Origin of the sequence: Microbispora hainanensis (genome assembly GCF_006874475.1) — a bacterium.
GTDB lineage: Bacteria > Actinomycetota > Actinomycetes > Streptosporangiales > Streptosporangiaceae > Microbispora > Microbispora hainanensis.
This window is the reverse complement of sequence record NZ_VIRM01000051.1, coordinates 51,728-67,880: the sequence shown is the minus strand read 5'-3', so window position 1 is coordinate 67,880 and position 16,153 is coordinate 51,728. Positions and strand designations below refer to the sequence as shown.

The 16,153-nt window shown below is 69.6% G+C and carries 19 protein-coding genes; 10 read left to right on the top strand and 9 right to left on the bottom strand.

The features are described from left to right. Positions 1-20: 20 nt before the first annotated feature. Positions 21-203, bottom strand: a complete 183-nt coding sequence (locus FLX08_RS31505; protein ID WP_244313037.1) for a hypothetical protein — start codon at positions 201-203, stop codon at positions 21-23. 327 nt (positions 204-530) lie between these two features. On the opposite strand from FLX08_RS31505, the gene FLX08_RS31500 reads away from it, so the two are divergent. From FLX08_RS31500 to FLX08_RS31490, 3 genes are all read left to right on the top strand, one after another. Beyond that, entirely contained in the window at positions 531-1,091 is a 561-nt protein-coding gene (locus FLX08_RS31500) for a GNAT family N-acetyltransferase (protein WP_142623905.1), read from the top strand. A gap of 218 nt (positions 1,092-1,309) precedes the next feature. After that, on the top strand, positions 1,310-1,876 hold the full coding sequence (locus FLX08_RS31495) for a DsbA family protein (protein ID WP_167530640.1): 567 nt from the start codon (positions 1,310-1,312) through the stop codon (positions 1,874-1,876). 120 nt (positions 1,877-1,996) lie between these two features. Next, positions 1,997-2,458 (top strand): hypothetical protein, encoded by a 462-nt coding sequence (locus FLX08_RS31490; protein ID WP_142623903.1) that lies wholly within the window; start codon positions 1,997-1,999, stop codon positions 2,456-2,458. 36 nt (positions 2,459-2,494) lie between these two features. On the opposite strand, the gene FLX08_RS31485 is transcribed toward FLX08_RS31490, so the two are convergent. Continuing rightward, positions 2,495-2,950 carry an ArsI/CadI family heavy metal resistance metalloenzyme gene (locus FLX08_RS31485; protein WP_142623902.1) on the bottom strand — a complete coding sequence of 152 codons (456 nt, stop codon included), beginning with the start codon at positions 2,948-2,950 and terminating at the stop codon, positions 2,495-2,497. A gap of 106 nt (positions 2,951-3,056) precedes the next feature. On the opposite strand from FLX08_RS31485, the gene FLX08_RS31480 reads away from it, so the two are divergent. Both FLX08_RS31480 and FLX08_RS31475 read left to right on the top strand, forming a co-directional pair. Further along, on the top strand, positions 3,057-3,440 hold the full coding sequence (locus tag FLX08_RS31480; RefSeq protein WP_142623901.1) for an ArsR/SmtB family transcription factor: 384 nt from the start codon (positions 3,057-3,059) through the stop codon (positions 3,438-3,440). A 30-nt stretch (positions 3,441-3,470) separates the two neighbouring features. Beyond that, on the top strand, positions 3,471-4,010 hold the full coding sequence (locus FLX08_RS31475; protein WP_142623900.1) for a GNAT family N-acetyltransferase: 540 nt from the start codon (positions 3,471-3,473) through the stop codon (positions 4,008-4,010). 170 nt (positions 4,011-4,180) lie between these two features. Here the strand turns inward: FLX08_RS31475 and FLX08_RS31470 are convergent, their stop codons facing one another. After that, entirely contained in the window at positions 4,181-5,314 is a 1,134-nt protein-coding gene (locus FLX08_RS31470; RefSeq protein WP_208761779.1) for an aldo/keto reductase, read from the bottom strand. A gap of 180 nt (positions 5,315-5,494) precedes the next feature. Between FLX08_RS31470 and FLX08_RS31465 the strand changes: the two genes are divergently transcribed. After that, on the top strand, positions 5,495-6,124 hold the full coding sequence (locus FLX08_RS31465; protein WP_142623899.1) for a TetR/AcrR family transcriptional regulator: 630 nt from the start codon (positions 5,495-5,497) through the stop codon (positions 6,122-6,124). Between the two features lie 174 nt (positions 6,125-6,298). On the opposite strand, the gene FLX08_RS31460 is transcribed toward FLX08_RS31465, so the two are convergent. Further along, positions 6,299-6,931, bottom strand: coding sequence for a DUF1707 SHOCT-like domain-containing protein (locus tag FLX08_RS31460; RefSeq protein ID WP_167530639.1), 633 nt, complete (start codon positions 6,929-6,931; stop codon positions 6,299-6,301). A 170-nt stretch (positions 6,932-7,101) separates the two neighbouring features. Beyond that, on the bottom strand, positions 7,102-7,743 hold the full coding sequence (locus FLX08_RS31455) for an FMN-dependent NADH-azoreductase (protein ID WP_142623897.1): 642 nt from the start codon (positions 7,741-7,743) through the stop codon (positions 7,102-7,104). A gap of 83 nt (positions 7,744-7,826) precedes the next feature. Here FLX08_RS31455 and FLX08_RS31450 point away from each other — a divergent pair, with 83 nt between their 5' ends. The 4 genes from FLX08_RS31450 to FLX08_RS31435 all read left to right on the top strand — a co-directional run bounded on the left by FLX08_RS31450 (position 7,827) and on the right by FLX08_RS31435 (position 10,769). Beyond that, positions 7,827-8,390 carry a MarR family winged helix-turn-helix transcriptional regulator gene (locus FLX08_RS31450; RefSeq protein ID WP_142623896.1) on the top strand — a complete coding sequence of 188 codons (564 nt, stop codon included), beginning with the start codon at positions 7,827-7,829 and terminating at the stop codon, positions 8,388-8,390. A gap of 75 nt (positions 8,391-8,465) precedes the next feature. After that, on the top strand, positions 8,466-9,023 hold the full coding sequence (locus FLX08_RS31445; protein ID WP_142623895.1) for a MarR family winged helix-turn-helix transcriptional regulator: 558 nt from the start codon (positions 8,466-8,468) through the stop codon (positions 9,021-9,023). Then, positions 9,020-9,406 carry a nuclear transport factor 2-like protein gene (locus FLX08_RS31440; protein ID WP_142623894.1) on the top strand — a complete coding sequence of 129 codons (387 nt, stop codon included), beginning with the start codon at positions 9,020-9,022 and terminating at the stop codon, positions 9,404-9,406. The genes FLX08_RS31445 and FLX08_RS31440 overlap by 4 nt, the downstream gene beginning before the upstream one ends. A gap of 130 nt (positions 9,407-9,536) precedes the next feature. Further along, positions 9,537-10,769 carry an MFS transporter gene (locus tag FLX08_RS31435; protein WP_208761778.1) on the top strand — a complete coding sequence of 411 codons (1,233 nt, stop codon included), beginning with the start codon at positions 9,537-9,539 and terminating at the stop codon, positions 10,767-10,769. Between the two features lie 60 nt (positions 10,770-10,829). On the opposite strand, the gene FLX08_RS31430 is transcribed toward FLX08_RS31435, so the two are convergent. From FLX08_RS31430 to FLX08_RS43300, 4 genes are all read right to left on the bottom strand, one after another. Next, the gene (locus tag FLX08_RS31430; protein WP_142623892.1) at positions 10,830-12,368 is read right to left on the bottom strand and encodes an FAD-dependent monooxygenase; all 1,539 of its coding nucleotides are present in this window, start codon (positions 12,366-12,368) and stop codon (positions 10,830-10,832) included. A 293-nt stretch (positions 12,369-12,661) separates the two neighbouring features. Next, positions 12,662-13,285, bottom strand: coding sequence for an acyl-CoA-like ligand-binding transcription factor (locus FLX08_RS31425; RefSeq protein ID WP_142623891.1), 624 nt, complete (start codon positions 13,283-13,285; stop codon positions 12,662-12,664). Between the two features lie 92 nt (positions 13,286-13,377). Continuing rightward, the gene (locus FLX08_RS31420) at positions 13,378-13,599 is read right to left on the bottom strand and encodes an EF-hand domain-containing protein (protein WP_142623890.1); all 222 of its coding nucleotides are present in this window, start codon (positions 13,597-13,599) and stop codon (positions 13,378-13,380) included. Between the two features lie 77 nt (positions 13,600-13,676). Further along, entirely contained in the window at positions 13,677-16,031 is a 2,355-nt protein-coding gene (locus tag FLX08_RS43300; RefSeq protein ID WP_142623889.1) for a GH1 family beta-glucosidase, read from the bottom strand. Positions 16,032-16,153: the final 122 nt, after the last annotated feature.

The following is a 16,153-nucleotide window of genomic DNA, read 5'->3' as shown; positions in this document are numbered from 1 at the left end:
CGACCGTGGAGGAATTTTTTTTACGGGACGCTGTAAAGGAACCAGAAGTTGTACTGGTAATCGCAGTGATACCAGTTCCACAGGTGGTTCTGGACGCCGTAGTCCCCGTACCGATAGCAGTCGGATGAGGAGTAGTAGACATTACGCAGCGTATCGGCGTGCGCGGGGACGGCGGTCGCGGTGACTGCCAGCCCACTGACCAAAGCGCCGGCGACGGCTAAAGCTCTGAGTTTCCGCACTTAATCTCCTCGCCATGGATGTCGTGCTGAACTTCCACTGCGAAGCATTGCAGTGCGGGCGATATCGGTACAGGTCGCGTTGTTCGTCGTCGTTCTTTTGCGAGGTGACCTGCGGCTCTATCCGGCAAGTGCTGAAACTTTCCCGGGGGAGCTCAGAGGTGCCCGGTGTCGTTGAAGCAGACGAGGGCGGGAGGCCGGTCGGTGCCGTACGCGGGAGCTGTCCCGGGGGCTGCGGAACCTGCTCAGAACGCGAGGACGTGAGGACTGGATGCGCCCGGTTAGGTTGGTCGGGTGGCGATCTATGACGCTCTGCCGGCCGAGTTGGTGACCGAGCGGCTGCGGTTGCGGCGGTGGATGCCGTCGGATGCCGAGGAGTATCGCGGGTTGTGGCTTGAGCGGGATGCGCGAGCGCTACGGCGGATCGACGCCGAGGGGCGCCCGACGGTCGAGGACATGCGCGGCCGGCTCGTCGACAATCCGCTGATGGCGGATCGAGGGCTCGGATTGCTGCCGATCGAGCTGCGAGACACCGGAGAGTTCATCGGGTACTGCGGATTGACCGTCGGCCAGGCGTCTTTCGACGAACCCGAGATCGCCTATGAGCTGGCACGACGAGCGCACGGCCATGGGTACGCGACAGAGGCCGCGCGTGCGATCGTCGAAGCCGCGACGCGTACGGGGCGGCGACGGCTCTGGGCGACCGTACGGGAGTGGAACGCCCCCTCGTTCCGCGTCCTCGAGAAGCTCGGTTTCCACTGGAGCGGCCGCATCACCGAGGACGCCGAACGCGGCAACACGATCTGGATGACGCGCGTACTCGAACCGAGGTGGGAAACGGATCCCGCTGGGTGATCTCGCCAGCGCATGTCGTGGTGGTCTCCCGCAAACGGGGTGGAGACATATGCGCATAGATCACTAGAGTTGCCGCTTCGGCACTTGTTGAGATCTTGAAGGTGTGTATGGCTCCGCGTCCGAAGCGGCTTCTCGGGTTCTTTGTTGCTTTTGCATGTTCGGCGGTAGTGGCAGGGTGCGGCACGCCTGAAAAGCCTGCCGCGGCTCCACCTGCCGGCGTGCCTGCCGCCCTCGTCGACCGCCTGGTCACGTTGGAGCAGGATGGCACCGTCCGCATAGCTCAGCCCGATGTGGCGGGTCCCACGATGGAGATCTACGAGGACTACCAGTGCCCGGTGTGCCTGGAGTTCGAGCAGGGCGACAACGGCGCGTTCGTGCGGGAATTGGCCGTCAAAGGCGAGATAGCCGTCATGATCCACCCGATGACCATCTTCCAGGACGACTGGCCGATCACTCGGGAGAACTCCCGACGGGCTCTGATCGCCTCACTTTGCGTCCGGGATCCGAGCAAATGGCTGAGATATCACGACGAGCTGTACGCCCACCAGCCGGACGAGTTACAGAAGGGCGGGTTCCCCAACGAGCAGCTCGTGCAGCTCGCGAGCAAGGTCGGCATTCCGGCCGAGGAGTTCGCCGAGTGTCTCACGTCTCCGGAGACCGCGAAGCGGGCCGACGACGTCACCGCCTTGGGCTTCAGCAGAGGTGTGGAAGGCACTCCCACGATCCGATATCAGGGCCAGGATCTCGATTGGTCGATCAACTGGCGTGAGACGGCGCAGGGATGACATTCCGTCCACGATGAGGGCGTGGCGGGCTCTGGCGGAGAAGCTCTCGCCGCTGCGCGATGGCGAATCCGCGACTGTGGTGGTGACAGCCAGCCCCTACTCCTGGCACTCTGCCCGATCATGGGAGTCCTCTACGACTACTTCAGAGCGGCCACGGACGACGAAGCCGCCGACGTCTTCGACTGGCCCGCCGGTCCCACCTGTCCGCCCCCCGGTGTGGAGCCGAAGGACAGCGCCGAACTCACGAACATCGACCCGTACGTGATGATGGGCACCCTGGAAGCGCTGCTCACCGGCAGCCGATACGAGGACATCACCGCGCGGCCCCGGCACTCCGCCCCGCTGAGATTCAGCGAGGACGGAGGGCAGGGAGTGCTGACCGTCACCGACGAGTTCACCTCGGCGCTCGCCGCCGCCACCGATGACCGGATCCGCGCCGTGGCACAACCCTGGTCCGAGACGCAGGAGTTCTGGGGCCACGCGGACCCGGCCGACCTCGCCGAGCTCCTCCACGACCTGCGCGATCTCGCGGTACGGGCCACCCGGCACCGGCACCACCTGTACTGCTGGATGTCTCTCTGACGCCACACGGACAGGCAGGGCCGTCGTCGATCCTGCCTAGCAGCAGGACTTGTCCGTGCTCGCCGTCTCGTTCTGGGCATCGTCCGTGGTGCAGCAGACGGGGTCGGCCTGCTTGGTGAGGCTGTCGGCGTCGGCCTTGACCACGTAGACCTCCCAGGGCTCGTTGCCGGGACCGTGGACCCACACCTTGTCCTGCAGGGCGTAGCAGCAGGTGGTGTCGTTCTCCTCGAAGGTCGCGAGGCCGGCCTCCTTCAGGCGTTCGGTCGCGGCGGTGACCTGGGAGCTGTCCTCGACCTCGACGCCGAGGTGGTCCATCAGGGTCGGCTCGCCCGCCTCACCCTCCAGCAGGACGATCTTGAGCGGGGGCTCGGCGATGGCGAAGTTGGCGTACCCGGGCCGCCGCTTGGCGGGCTCGACGCCGAACAGCTTGGAGTAGAACGCGATCGAGCCTTCGAGGTCGGCGACGCGCAGAGCGAGTTGGACGCGGGACATGGGTGTCCTCCTATAGCGGCCGGGCTGACTGCTTGCTTCGATGAACTTCTAAGCAATGGATACCCGGAGTTTGTGGCTCTGCATAGACTTGTGTCAAATTAGAGACATGTCGAAGCATGAGCTGCCGATCATCGACGCGGGCGTGCCCGATGCGGCCTGCTGCGCGCCGCTGGCGTGCGAGCCGTTGTCGGAGAGCGAGGCCGTCGAGCTGGCACCGCTGTTCAAGGCGATCGCCGACCCCGTACGGCTGCGCCTGCTGTCGCTGATCGCCTGCCACGAGGGCGGCGAGACCTGCGTGTGCGACCTGACGGCGGCCTTCGACCTGACCCCGCCCACGATCAGCCACCACCTCAAGGTGCTCAAGCAGGCCGGGCTGATCGACTCCGAACGCCGGGGCACCTGGGTGTACTACTGGATCAAGCCCGAGGTCCTGGCCCGCATGTCGGCCCTGATCGGCCCGGCGTCGCCCGCCCTCGCCGGTACGGCCTGACCACGGGCACCGTCATAGGTGGAGAGGCTCATGTCCGAGATCATCAAGGCGTCCACGCCCGCAGTGCCGTCAGGCGTGACCATCCGTCCCATGCGCGAGAGCGACGCGGCGCAGGTCCTCGCCATCTATCAAGCCGGTCTCGACGGCGGCGACGCCAGCTTCGAGACCACGGCACCGACCTGGGAAGCGTTCGACATCGCGAAGCTGCCGCACCACCGGCACGTCGCCGTCGACGCCGTCAGCGGACAGGTCGTCGGCTGGATCGCGGTCAGTGCCGTCTCGTCCCGCTGCGTCTACGCCGGGGTGGTCGAGCACTCCGTGTATGTCCACCCCGGCCACGGTGGCCGGGGAATTGGGCTGGCGCTCCTGAACGCCATCATCCAGTCCACCGAGACCGAGGGGATCTGGACCATCCAGTCGGGCGTCTTCCCCGAGAACACCGCCAGCCTGCGCCTGCACGAGAAGGCCGGCTTCCGCGTCGTCGGCACCCGCCACCGCATCGGCCGCCACCACGGCCGCTGGCGCGACGTCGTCTTCATCGAACGCCGCAGCACCGCCACAGGCCTGTGATCACCGATTTGTCCGGTCTCACGACATGATTGACAGTTCTGTCCCGCCACATGCTTGACGGGTGCCCTGGGAAACATGACCGGCCTTGCGTGACCGGGCCGCTTTGACGCTGCGGACGGGTTGAGTGGTGGTGCGGTGGACCACGCGGGTGTCGTCGGGCAGTTCGGACGTCAGGGTGGTGTCGCTGACGTGCACGGTGACGATCGCCCGGGTGTGGATGCGGCCGAGACTGAACGGCCATGCCGAATGCCGGACGTTTTGATCAGGCCAGGTTGCCGGCCGGGATTCGCGTCGGAGCGAACCACTCCTGAATCCAGTTCGGGTAGGCGATCGGCGACCGGCTGACCTCGTCGAGTTCGGCGAGATCCTGCTCGGTGAGCGTCAGGTCGCCGGCGGCGATGTTGTCCGTGAGCTGTTCCAGCTTGCGAGCGCCGACGATGACGCTGGTGACGGCGCGCTGAGCGAGCAGCCAGGCGATTGCGACCCGAGCGGGGCTCACCTCGTGCCGCGCGGCGACGACCCGCAGTGCGTCGAGCACCCTGAAGCCCTTCTCCTCGTCGAAAGGCACGAAGTCGAAGCCGTTCCGGGCTCGGCGGGAGTCTTGTTCGGTGGTCGCTCCGCCGCGGTCGAACTTGCCCGTGAGGAATCCGCCGGCAAGCGGTTTGCCACACCGTCAGGCTCAGCCCGGCGTCCTCGGCCAAGGGCACCAGGTCGCGCTCGGCATCGCGCGACACCAGCGAGTAGTGCGTCTGGTTGGCGGCGAACTTCGCCTGGTTGTGCAGTGCGGAGATGCCCAACGCCTTGCTGATCTGCCAGGCGGCGAAGTTGGAACAGCCGATGTAGCGGACCTTGCCCTGTCGCACCGCGTCGTCGAGCGCGCTCAGCGTCTCCTCGATCGGCGTCACATGGTCGTAGTTGTGGAGCTGATAGAGATCGATGTAATCGGTCTTCAGCCGACGCAGGCTGTCGTCCAGGGCCCGCATCACGTGGAGACGGGAAAGCCCCTGGTCGTTGGGTCCCGGCCCGACCGGAGCGAGCAGCTTGGTGGCGAGCAGCACGTCCCGTCGGCGCCTCCCGATCGCCCGGCCGAGCAACTCCTCGCTCTCGCCGTCGGCGTAGACGTCGGCGGTGTCGATGAAGTTGATCCCGGCGTCGAGTGCCGTGCCGACGATCCGATCCACTTCCTCCTGCCCGAGTGCTCCATGGGTGCGGTACACCGGGTGATCCTTGCCGCCGAACGTCATCGCGCCCAGGGAGATCTCGGAGACCCAGACCCCCGTACGTCCCAGCAGACGATATTTCACCAGCTACTCCTTCTTGTGGGTACGTCCGGTCTATCGGCCGGAGACCGGGCGTTCCCACGCCCTGCCGGTCGCCGAGTCCGGACACCGTGTCGGGAAATTACGCTACACCGTGTACGGACGATGTGTAGTGCGACGTGTAGTGTGACGTTAACCGCAAGGTGACGACCCTAGGATCCGGATATGCCCTCGATCACCCGACGACGCACCGCGAAAGTCGGCCGCCCCACCTCGGCCGAGGCGGACATCCTGGCCGCGACGCAGCGTCTCCTGATCAATGGCGCGAACTTCACCGAGCTCGGCGTGCAACAGATCTGCACCGAAGCCGGCGTCGCCCGCTCGACCTTCTACAGCCACTTCCGCGACAAGATCGATCTGATCATGCGCCTCGCTGCGGAACTCATGACCTCGTCCTTCGACCTCACCTCGGCATGGGCGCCATCGGACGGCGTCGAACGCCTCGCGGACGCCTTCCTGCAAGTGGTGAAGGTCTATCGGGAACATGCCGCCGTACGGCGGGCGCTCGCCGAGGTCGCCACCTATGACGCGACCGTGCGTGACTTCTGGAGTGCGGAACTCGACCAGTTCACGGACTGGACGATCGCGGTGCTCCGCGCTGAGCAGGACGCGGGCCGCACTCCCGCCGACATGGACCCGGTGAGCGCCACCCGGGTGATCGTCATGGGCGGCGAACGGGCCCTCGTCGACCACGTCACCGCCGCGGATCCCGGCAGCGACGCCGCGTTCGCTCGCGAGTTGGCACTGACCTGGTGGTACGGCGTCTACCGCCGCCCGGCGGACTCCAGTCAGTAAGCGCCTCAGAACACCACCTGGTCCGCGGAATGCGGCACGGCCGGAGCCGGCGGGCCGTCAGGCGTGCGCCATGCCGCCCTGTCCGGCCGAGGACCGGGTGCGCACGGTCGCGGCGGGACTCAGCGTCGCGGTGGGGCTCGGCGTCGCGGCAGGGCTCAGCGGTCGCGGCAGGGTTCAGCGGTCGCGGCGGCGACGGAACCTGCCGCTGACCCCGCCGAACAGTGCCATGCCCTTGATCACGATCACCGGCGCCGACGGGTCGGTGTCCGGGCTGTTGTGCACGTCGTAGCCGCCGAAGATGCCGACGCCCTCGCAGCGCACCTCGACCCCCTCCGGGAGGATGATCTCGGCCCCGCCGAAGATGGCGTTGACGGTGATCTCGACCTCTTTCGCCTCGAACACGGCCTCGGACAGGTCGAACTTTATGCCGCCGAAGACGGCCAGTGCCGTGGTCTTCCGCCGTACCCGCCAGCGGCCCTTGCGCTCGGCGCCGCCGAAGATGGCGACAACGTTGTCGGGCTCGGTGCTCTCGCTCGGCGCGTAGGAGACGGCGCTCGCGCCCGTCGTGTAGGACGCCGGGCTCGCGGCGGAGCCGTGCCGCTCGACCTGGAGATCGTTGGTGAGGAGTTCGAGCTCTCCCACGGTCTTGGCCTGATAAAGGCTGTCGAGCCGCTCGGAGTATTCGTCGTGGCTCAGCTGACCCGTGCTCAGGGCCTCCCCGAGCAGGGCGGCGACCTGGTCCCTGTTCTGGTCAGAGGCGCGCAGGTGAGACGTGGGGGAGTCCCGGCGCTGAGGGGCATTTTCCATGCTGGTCACGATAGTTCTCATTCGGCCCGACAGGGAGTTCGTCCCGCTTCGAAATGTTCCTGTAGCCGGCCGTCGAGGGAGCGGCTGAACGCCGGTTGCCCGCGCTCGCGACGGCGAAGGCCCCTTCCCTCGCCCGGGAAGTGGCCTTCGCCGGTCGAATGCCGGAGTCCTTATGCGGCGACGGGGCTCCAGAGGCCGTCGATCGCCTGCTCCGCCGCCGCGAGGCTCTTTTCCGCCAGCGGAATCAGGTCGGCCATCGCCGGTGTGACGTGGGCGAGGGTGAGCTCGGCCGTGATGAAGCGCGGCTCCAGGCCCGTCAGGGACAGGCCGTGCGGGAGCCACGGCTCCGCGTGGTCCCATCCCTCGCGGGGAGTTCCCGGCCGGTAGCCGCCGCCCCGGCTCGCGAGGACCAGGAACTCGCGCCCGCCCAGCAGGCCCTGGTTCGTCGTCGGGTCGTACGACAGCCCGGGGGCGATGAGGTGGTCGACCCAGGACTTGATGGTGCTGGGCGGCCCGTAGTTGTAGAGCGGGAGCCCGAGCACGATCGTGTCGGCCTGCTTCACCTCGCCGACCAGCTCTTCCGTCAACCTCCACGAGGCCGCCTGAGCGGGAGTGTGCTGCTCCGGCGGGACCATCCGGGCCAGTCCGTTCTCCTGGTCGAGATGCGGGAGCGGGCTGCTGCCCAGGTCACGGTAGGTGACGGTGCCCCCGGGATGCGCGGCGCGCCAGGCGGCCACGGCCCGCGCGGTGAGCTTGCGGCTGACCGAACGCTCGCCCTGGATGCTCGCGTCGATGTGCAACAGATGAGACATCTCTTAACCTTTCGAAGATGATTGACGCAGGACCAATGATTAGTCCCATACCTATCGCAGGTCAAGTCGGCTAGAGTTGAGTCATGACGTCCCCGCCCGTCGTCGATCAGGCCGACCAGGCCGACCAGGTTGAACAGGTTGAACAGCCCGTGCATCGGTGCGGCGCGCTGCTCGAACACCTCGCGCGCCGTCTGCGTCTGCGTTCCGAGTCGGTGCTCGCGCCGCTCGGTCTGCGTCCCCGCCACCTCGTCGCGCTCACGGTGCTGCGGGCCCGGGGCGGCAGCACCCAGCAGGCGCTCGCGAGCACGCTGGAGATGGACGGGACGAACGTCGTCGGGCTGCTCAACGACCTCGAAGCCGAGAAACTGATCGAGCGCCGGCGGTCGCCGGAGGATCGCCGCAGGCACATCGTCGAGCTCACCGAAGCCGGGGCGGAGCGGCTCGCGCGGGCCGAGTGCGCGCTGGCGGCGGTCGAGGACGAGGTGCTCGGCGCGCTCGACCACGACCAGCGCGAGACGCTCTTCAGCCTGCTCCAGCAGGTGGCCACCCGCGGCGTGGAGGCGGCATGCGTGGAGGCGGACACCGGGAGCGTGGAAGCCGCCTGTATGGCGGAGGCGGCCGCCCATGACGAGGTCCCGCCCTGCTGAAAGCCGGGCCGCCGGCCTGCCTTTCCAGCAGTGGGTCGCAAAATCTGGAAGTACGTACTAATCTACGTTCTTACTATGAAGGACGTAGATGCCTATGAGCACGATCCTGACGGCTTCCTCTATGACCCGCGAGCCAGGGCGGCGATGGCGTGGATCGCCGGTGACGACGGCGACCTGCCCGCGTTCGAGGCGAGCGCGGCGGTCCGCACCGCCTCGCACGCGGTCGAGCGCCTCCGCTCCCACGGCTCCGAGGGCAGAGGACTCAGCGCGGGCGCGCTCGACCTGCTGATCCGGCTCGCCGCGCGCGAGCAGGGGATCAGCATCGGCGAGCTCGCGCGGGCCGCCGGGGTCAGCTCCCGCAACGTCACCGGCCTGGTGGACACCCTCGAACGCGACGGGCTGGTCCGCCGGGTCCCCGATCCGGGCGACCGGCGTTCGGTCCTCGCCGAGATCACCCCGGCCGGCCGGACGTGGATCGAGGACTTCCGCAAACCATCGCAACTCGCCATGAAGGCGCTGTTCCAGGGGTTCACGCCCGAGGAACTGGTCGTCCTGCGCGATCTGTGCCTGCGCGTGGCCGTCAACCAGCAGCGCCTCTCCGCCCACCTCCGTCAGACCGGAACCCGGCCATGACCACCCTGGAACAGACGCGCCGCGCCGTACGCGGGTATCACGAGGCCCGATTCCGCGGGGACGCGACCGCCGCCGCGGCGCATCTGGGGGAGCCCTTCCGGTTCCAGAGCCCGTTCTTCACCTCGGGCGACCGGGCCGGGCATCTGGCGACGTTGCCGGGGTTCGTGTCGATCGTGACGGGGGTGGACCTCATCAGCGAGCTGTACGGCGACGCCGAGGCGACGCTCGTCTACGACGTGCACACGGCCACGCCCGCCGGCACGCAGCGCACGGCCGAGCATTTCCGCCTGGACGACGGCAAGATCGTCGCGATCATGCTGGTGTTCGACGCGTCGCCCTGGCAGCCGATGCGGGCGGAGATCGAGCCGGGGTCAGCGAAGTGAACCCGCGGGGCCCCGGGCACGAAGGGCCCCCCGGGAGCTCGGGTCAGCCGTTGATCTCCAGGCCAGCACACCCGGATGGACGAACGACCCGTCGCCCGCGCACCTGATCGACGTACGGCAGCATGGTCGGGTGCCAGAAGGATCATCGCTGTGGCGTGACCGGAACTTCACCGTGTTCTGGGCGTCCCAGACGCTGTCGGTCGCGGGGGACTCGTTCGCCCTCATCGCCGTACCCCTGCTCGTGCTGCACGTGACCGGGTCGGTCGCGCAGATGGGCCTGCTGACCGGCGTTGCCAGCGCCGCGTCGGTGGTGGCGGGGATCTTCGCCGGGGTGCTGGTCGACCGGCTCGACCGCAGGCGCCTGCTGATCTGGTGCGACGTGGCGCGGATGGCCCTGTATGGCGTCGTCCCGGTCGCCTGGGCCTTCGGGCCGAAGGTCTGGCTGCTCTTCGTGGTCCTGCCGCTCAGCGAGGCGATCGGCATGGTCTTCCAGGTCGCGTACGTCACGGCGGTGCGTGGCCTGGTCGACGCGGACCGGATCACCGAGGCCAACGGGCGGCTGAGCGCCACCGCCGCCGCTGCCGGGATCGGCGGGCCGCTGCTCGCGGGGGTGGTGGCGGGCTGGTTCGGGCCCACGGCCGCGATCGCGATCAACGCGGCGAGCTTCGGGGTCTCGGCGCTGGGCGTCCTGCTGATCCGGCTCAGGCGGCAGCCCGCGCCGTCGGCAGAGGAACCAGCGCGGGGGCCCTGGCACGAGCTGCTCGCCGGGGCCCGTTTCCTGTGGCGGCAGCCGGTGCTGCGTGCCCTGACCGTCCTGCTGTCGTTCTTCATCTTCCTGACGCTCGGGCTGACCGATGTGCTGATCTATCACCTCAAGCACGACCTCGGCCAGTCCGACGGCGCCGTGGGCGTGGTGCTCGCGGTCGCCGCGCTGGGCACCGTCGCCGGCTCGCTCCTCGTCGGTCCCGTACGCCGCCGGCTGGGGTTCGGCGCGTCGTGGATCGGGGCGATCGCGGTCGCCGGGCTCGCCATCATGGGGCTCGGCGTGTCCACCGGCGTCCCGGTGGCCGGGGCGACGGCCGCCGCCTATCTCGCCTGCGTCAGCGTGGCCGGCATCTGCTCGATGTCGCTGCGCCAGCAGGTCACCCCCGACCACCTGCTCGGCAGGGTCACCTCGGCCTTCTGGATGACCCACTACGCGCTGGGCCCGGCGGGGGCGGCCGTGCTGACCTGGGGCGCGCAGCACCACGGGGTCGAGGCGGTCTGCCTGCTGGCCGGGGCGGCCTGCCTGCTGATCGCCGTCGCCGCGTTCTTCACGCCCATCCGCCAGCAGAACCCGGAGCTGTCGGGCGCCACCGGCTGACGGTTCACGTCCCGCGGGCCCGGACGGACGCGCCCGGGCCCGACTTCGACGCTTGGTCTTTCAGCGAGCGGGGCCGAAGGCGGAGGCCAGGGCCGTACGCAGGGTGTCGAGCTCCTTGGCGCCGGGCCGGAGGGAGTCCGACGCCCAGGCCACGTAGCAGTCGGGGCGCAGCAGCAGCGCGGTGGGGAGACCTTCCCGGCTCGTTTTCGCGGTGACCAGGTCGACGCGGTCGCGCCGGCCGTCGAGGGCCCCGGCGAGCGCGGCGTCCGGCGTCAGGTCGACGAGCAGCGGCCGGGCGGTCCTGGTCAGCTCGGCCAGCCGTACGGAGCCGGTCTCCGTCTCCAGCACGAGGTCGGGGGCCGGACGGCCGGTCAGGGGGTGGGTTCCTTCGAGGTCATACCTGATGTCCGCGCCGGACATCAGGTCCGCGATGTGCTTGATGGTCCGCTCGTCGCGCAGCAGCTCGCCGAACAGCACGCGCAGCGCGGTGACCTCCGGCCCGGGGGCGATGAGCGCCGCCTGTGCCTGCGTGTGCATGACCACGCGTTCCGCGGCCGGGCGCCGCTCGGTCTCGTACGTGTCGAGCAGGCCGGGCGGGGCCCAGCCGTGGACCTCGGCGGCCAGCTTCCAGCCGAGGTTGACCGCGTCCTGGAGGCCCAGGTTGAGGCCGGGGCCGCCGATCGCGCTGTGGACGTGCGCGGCGTCGCCCAGCAGTAGCACCCGGCCGTCCCGGAAACGCTCGGCCAGGCGGGTGTTGCCGCCGTTCAGGCGGCGCAGCATGTGGGGTCCCGCGCCCTCGGGCGGCCCGAACGGCAGGTCGACGCCGAGCACCCGGCGGACGCTCTCCCGCAGCTCGTCCAGGCTCATCGGCTGGTCGCCGCCGTCCTGGCTCCACTCCGTCGCGCTGACGAGCGTCCCGGTGGGGAACGGCGCGAACGCGAACATGCCGTGCTCGGTGCGGTGGTGCATGAATGGGGGGATCGGTCCGTAGCCGGGCACGTTCAGTCCGCCGGTGGCGGGATCGATCAGCTCGGCGGGCACGCTGACGTGCGCGGTGCGGGAGACCGAGTCGTCCCTGGTCACTCCGGGGAAGCCGATGCCGCACAGTTTGCGGGTGACGCTGCGCCCGCCGTCCGCGCCGACGAGGTAGCGGGTCCGTAGCCGATACGGCCCCTCGGGGCCCGCGATCTCCGCGGTGACGCCGTCCTCGTCCTGGGAGAGGCCGGTCAGCTCGTGTCCCCGGCGGATCTCCACGCCGAGTTCGCGGGCGCGATCCTCAAGGATCTGCTCCAGGCGCTTCTGCGGCACCGCCAAGCCGTACATCGGATTGTCGTCGAGCCTGCCCAGGTCGAGGGGCATCGCGCCGAACACGAAGCCCGGGCTCGGCCGGGGCGGCTCGGCGCTGCCGCTCAGGCGTTCGTACAGGCCGCGCCGGTCGAGGACGCGTACGACCTGGCCGACGAGTCCGTTGGCCCGGTTCTCCTTGGTCTGTCCGTTGAGGCGTTCCAGCACGATCGGCCGCACTCCGGCCAGGCTCAGCTCGCAGGCGAGCATCAGCCCGTTCGGTCCGGCTCCGGCGATCACGACGTCGGCGGTCATGGCGGTCCTCCTTGGGGGTTGGGCGGGCATGGCGAACTCGCGGCGCGGCGGATTCGGGGCCCGGTGATTTGGGGGCCCGGTGATTTGGGGGCCCGGTGATTTCGGGGCCCGGTGATTTCGTGGCAGGGCGAACTCGCGGTGTGGCGACTTCGCGGGCATGACGGATGACGGGACGGCGCCGGGTGCGCTCGGCGTCCGCGTCAGGGCGTGAACGGTCGGGTGGCGTGCCGGCGCGGCACGTCACATCACGGTCCGGGAACGGGGGGTCCTTGTGTCAGGGCCCGGGGTTCATGTCAGGGCTCGGGCAGTCCGGCGGAGAGCCGGTCGAGCGCGTCCTCGATGAGCGGTCTGACGGGCACCGGGGGATCGGCCCGCAACCACTGGTCCATCGCCACCCTGATCGCGGCCCCGACCGCGCCCGACACCAGGCGCGGGTAGACGTCGCGGTCGACGTCGGTGCCGGTCCGTTCGGCGATGGCGGAGGCCAGCTCCTCCTCGGCGATGGCGTTGGCCTTGAGCATCTCGCCCAGCAGCGAGGGCTCGGTGATCATGAGACGGATGCCGGCCTGCCACTGCTGGTCCGGCTGTCCGTTGTCGTAGTCCTCTCCTAGGGAGAGCTGGGTGACGACGGCGTTCTTGACGGCCTCCCACAGGGGCTCCGACGCCGGGCGGCGGCGCAGCTCCTGCGCGATCAGGCGGGCGCGGTCGAGATGCCTCGCGGCGATCGCCTCGCCCTTGCTGGAGAAGTAGTTGTTGAAGGTCCGCGGGGCCACGCGCGCCTCCGCGGCGATGTCCTCGACGCGTACGTTCTCCAGCCCGCGCTCCACGGCGAGCTTGATCGCCGCCCAGCTCAGCGCGATGCGCGTCTCCTGCTTCTTGCGCTCGCGCAGCCCCGGGCGCTCGCCTTCCCTGCTCACGGAATCACCATACAACTACTTGCGTGTGACGCAAAGATGCGTGAGACGTATTTTTGCGGGAGGCGCACTTTTGTTTGCGTCCGTGTGGTGTCTCAGTCGCGTGCTCCGGTCAGGCGGATGAACTCCTCCAGGGAGAACCGGCCGTCGGCGTCCACGTCGGCGTCCCGGTCGAGCGCGCCGATCGCCTCCGGCGGCAGGCCGGGAAAGTACGACCGCAGCTCCGCCTCGGTGATGAAGCCGTCACCGTCGCCGTCGATCGCCTCGAATTCGCGCTTGAGGGTCTCGAACCGCTCGTGGCTGAGTTCGTTAGTCACCAGGACCTGCCTTCGCACCGGGGGACGACACCAGACAACCTATGCCGTACGGCGCAAAAGATCGATGGCAGGCCCGGTCATGTCGTGGCGCGGACCACCAGGCGCGTGGGGAGGACGACGGGGCTGGTGTGGCGGCCGTCGAGGCGGGACAGGAGCAGCCGCGCCAGCGCCAGGGCCTGGTCCGCGGCGGGCACCCGCACGGTGGTGAGCGCCGGAGTCGTGCAGGAGGCGGCGTGGATGTCGCCGAAGCCGACGACCGCCAGGTCTTCCGGCACCCGCAGCCCCCTCTCGCGCGCCGCCTCCATCGCGCCGATCGCCAGCTCGTCGGAGGTCGCGAACACGGCGTCCGGGGCCTGGTCGCCGGCCAGCAGTTCGCGGGCGGCGGCGGCGCCCGATTCGCGCTCCACGCCGGCGAGCGCGATCATCGGCCGCAGTCCGTCCTCGTGAAGCGTCGCCAGGTGCCCGTTGAGCCGGTCCTGTACGGCGACGAGGTCCATGGGGCCGCAGACCACGCCGATCCGGCGGCGGCCCCGGTCGATGAGGTGCCGGGTGGCCGCCCTCGCGCCGCCCGCGTTGTCCACGTCCACATGCGGCACCAGGGAGGCGATGGCGGGCTTGCCGAGCAGCACGACCGGCACCCCGGTGCGGGCGAGCCGCTCGGTGAGCGTGTCCGGGCCGTCCGGGGGGACGAGCACGACGCCGTCGACCTGCCGCGCCTCCACATGACGGACGATGCGCCGATGGCTCTCGGCCGTGTCGGCGAGCATCAGCGTGATCTGCTTGCCGGCCCCTTCGAGGACGCTGGTGACGTACTGGACGACGGCCGAGGTCAGCGCCTCGCCGCCGTGCCGGGGGACCGACAGGACGAGGGCGACCGAGTCGGTACGCCGGGTGACGAGGCTCCTGGCGGCGGCGTTGGGCACGTAGCCCAGCTCCTGCACGGCGCGCAGCACGGCGGCGCGCACGTCGGGGCTGACCCGCGCCTCCCCGTTCACCACCCGGGAGACCGTGGCCCGGGAGACGCCCGCGCGGGCGGCGACGGTTTCGAGCGTGGGCCGCTTCGGCCGCTCCGCCCCGAGCCCGTTGCGCTTGATGACGTCGCGATACCACAGGGCGCTGTCCTTGAGCAGCCGCCGCTGCGTGGTGAAGTCGACGTGGACGATGCCGAACTTGCGCCGGTAGCCGTCCGCCCATTCGACGCAGTCGAGCAGCGACCACAGCAGATAGCCGCGCACCCGGGCGCCTTCGTCGATCGAGGCCCGCAGGGCGCGCAGGTGCTCCTCGACGAAGCTGATCCGGTCGACGTCGTGGATGCCGTCGGCGGTGACGACGTCCTCGAAGTCGGCGCCGTTCTCCGTGATCATCAGCTCGGTTTCGGGATACTCCTCCGAAAGGCGCCGCAGGAGCACGGAAAGGCCGCTCGGCATGATGGGCCAGCCCATCGCGGTGACGGCCGTGGGCACGCTGCAGAACAGCACGCCCTCGCTGCCCGGGAAGGCCGGGTCGGCCGGGGCGCTGGGCTGGGCCTGCACCGCGATGGGCGCGTAGTAGTTGACGCCGAGCAGGTCGATGGGCCTGCCGATGAGGTCGAGGTCTCCGTCGTGGACGTGGCCGAGCCCGGCGGCCTTCTCGACCAGTGACAGCAGCTCGGCGGGATAGCGGCCGCGCAGCACCGGCTCAAGGAACTGGCGGTTGTGCAGGGCGTCGATCCGCGCCACCGCCTCGGCGTCCTCTTCGGGGATGCCGGTGGACATGTCCCCGAGCTGCGCGGGGGTGAGGACGGGGGAGAGGTTGAGCACGACGCCGGCCCGTGCGGCGCCCCGCGCGCGCAGCGCCTCCAAGCCCAGCCCGTGCGCGAGCAGCATGTGGTGGGCGCTGACGAAGGCGTCGCCCGCCGACCGCAGGCCCGGGGCGTGCACGCCCGAGGCGTGGCCGAGGAAGGCGGCGACCCACGGCTCGTTGAACGTGAACCAGGTGTCCACGCGGTCGCCGATCCTGTCGTACACGACCTGGGCGTAGTCGGCGAAGTGGTGGGCGGTGTCCCGCGCGGTCCATCCCCCGGCGTCCTGCAGCGCCTGCGGCAGATCCCAGTGATACAGCGTCGCGTACGGCGCGATGCCCGCCTTGAGCAGCTCGTCCACGAGCCTGTCGTAGAAGTCGAGCCCCGCGCCGTTGACGCGGCCGTGCCCATCGGGCAGCACGCGCGGCCAGCTGACCGAGAACCGGTAGGCGGCGAGGCCCAGGTCCTGCATCAGCCGCACGTCCTCCGCGTGGCGCGCGTAGTGGTCGCAGGCCGGGTCGCCGTACGCCCCGCCCGCGAAGGCGTCCCAGATGGAGGGGCCACGGCCGTCGAGGTCGGTGGCGCCCTCGATCTGGAACGCGGACGTGGACACTCCCCAGACGAAACCCTCTGGGAACAACGCGGTACGCATCTACGCGAAACCCCCGGTGACTCGGTGAGCGCTCAGTTTGCCGCGTCGCGCGCCGCACCCGCTACTCCGTCGCGGTGAACGCGATGTACGCGCCCGGCGCGGCGCAGCCGGAGGTGGGGCGG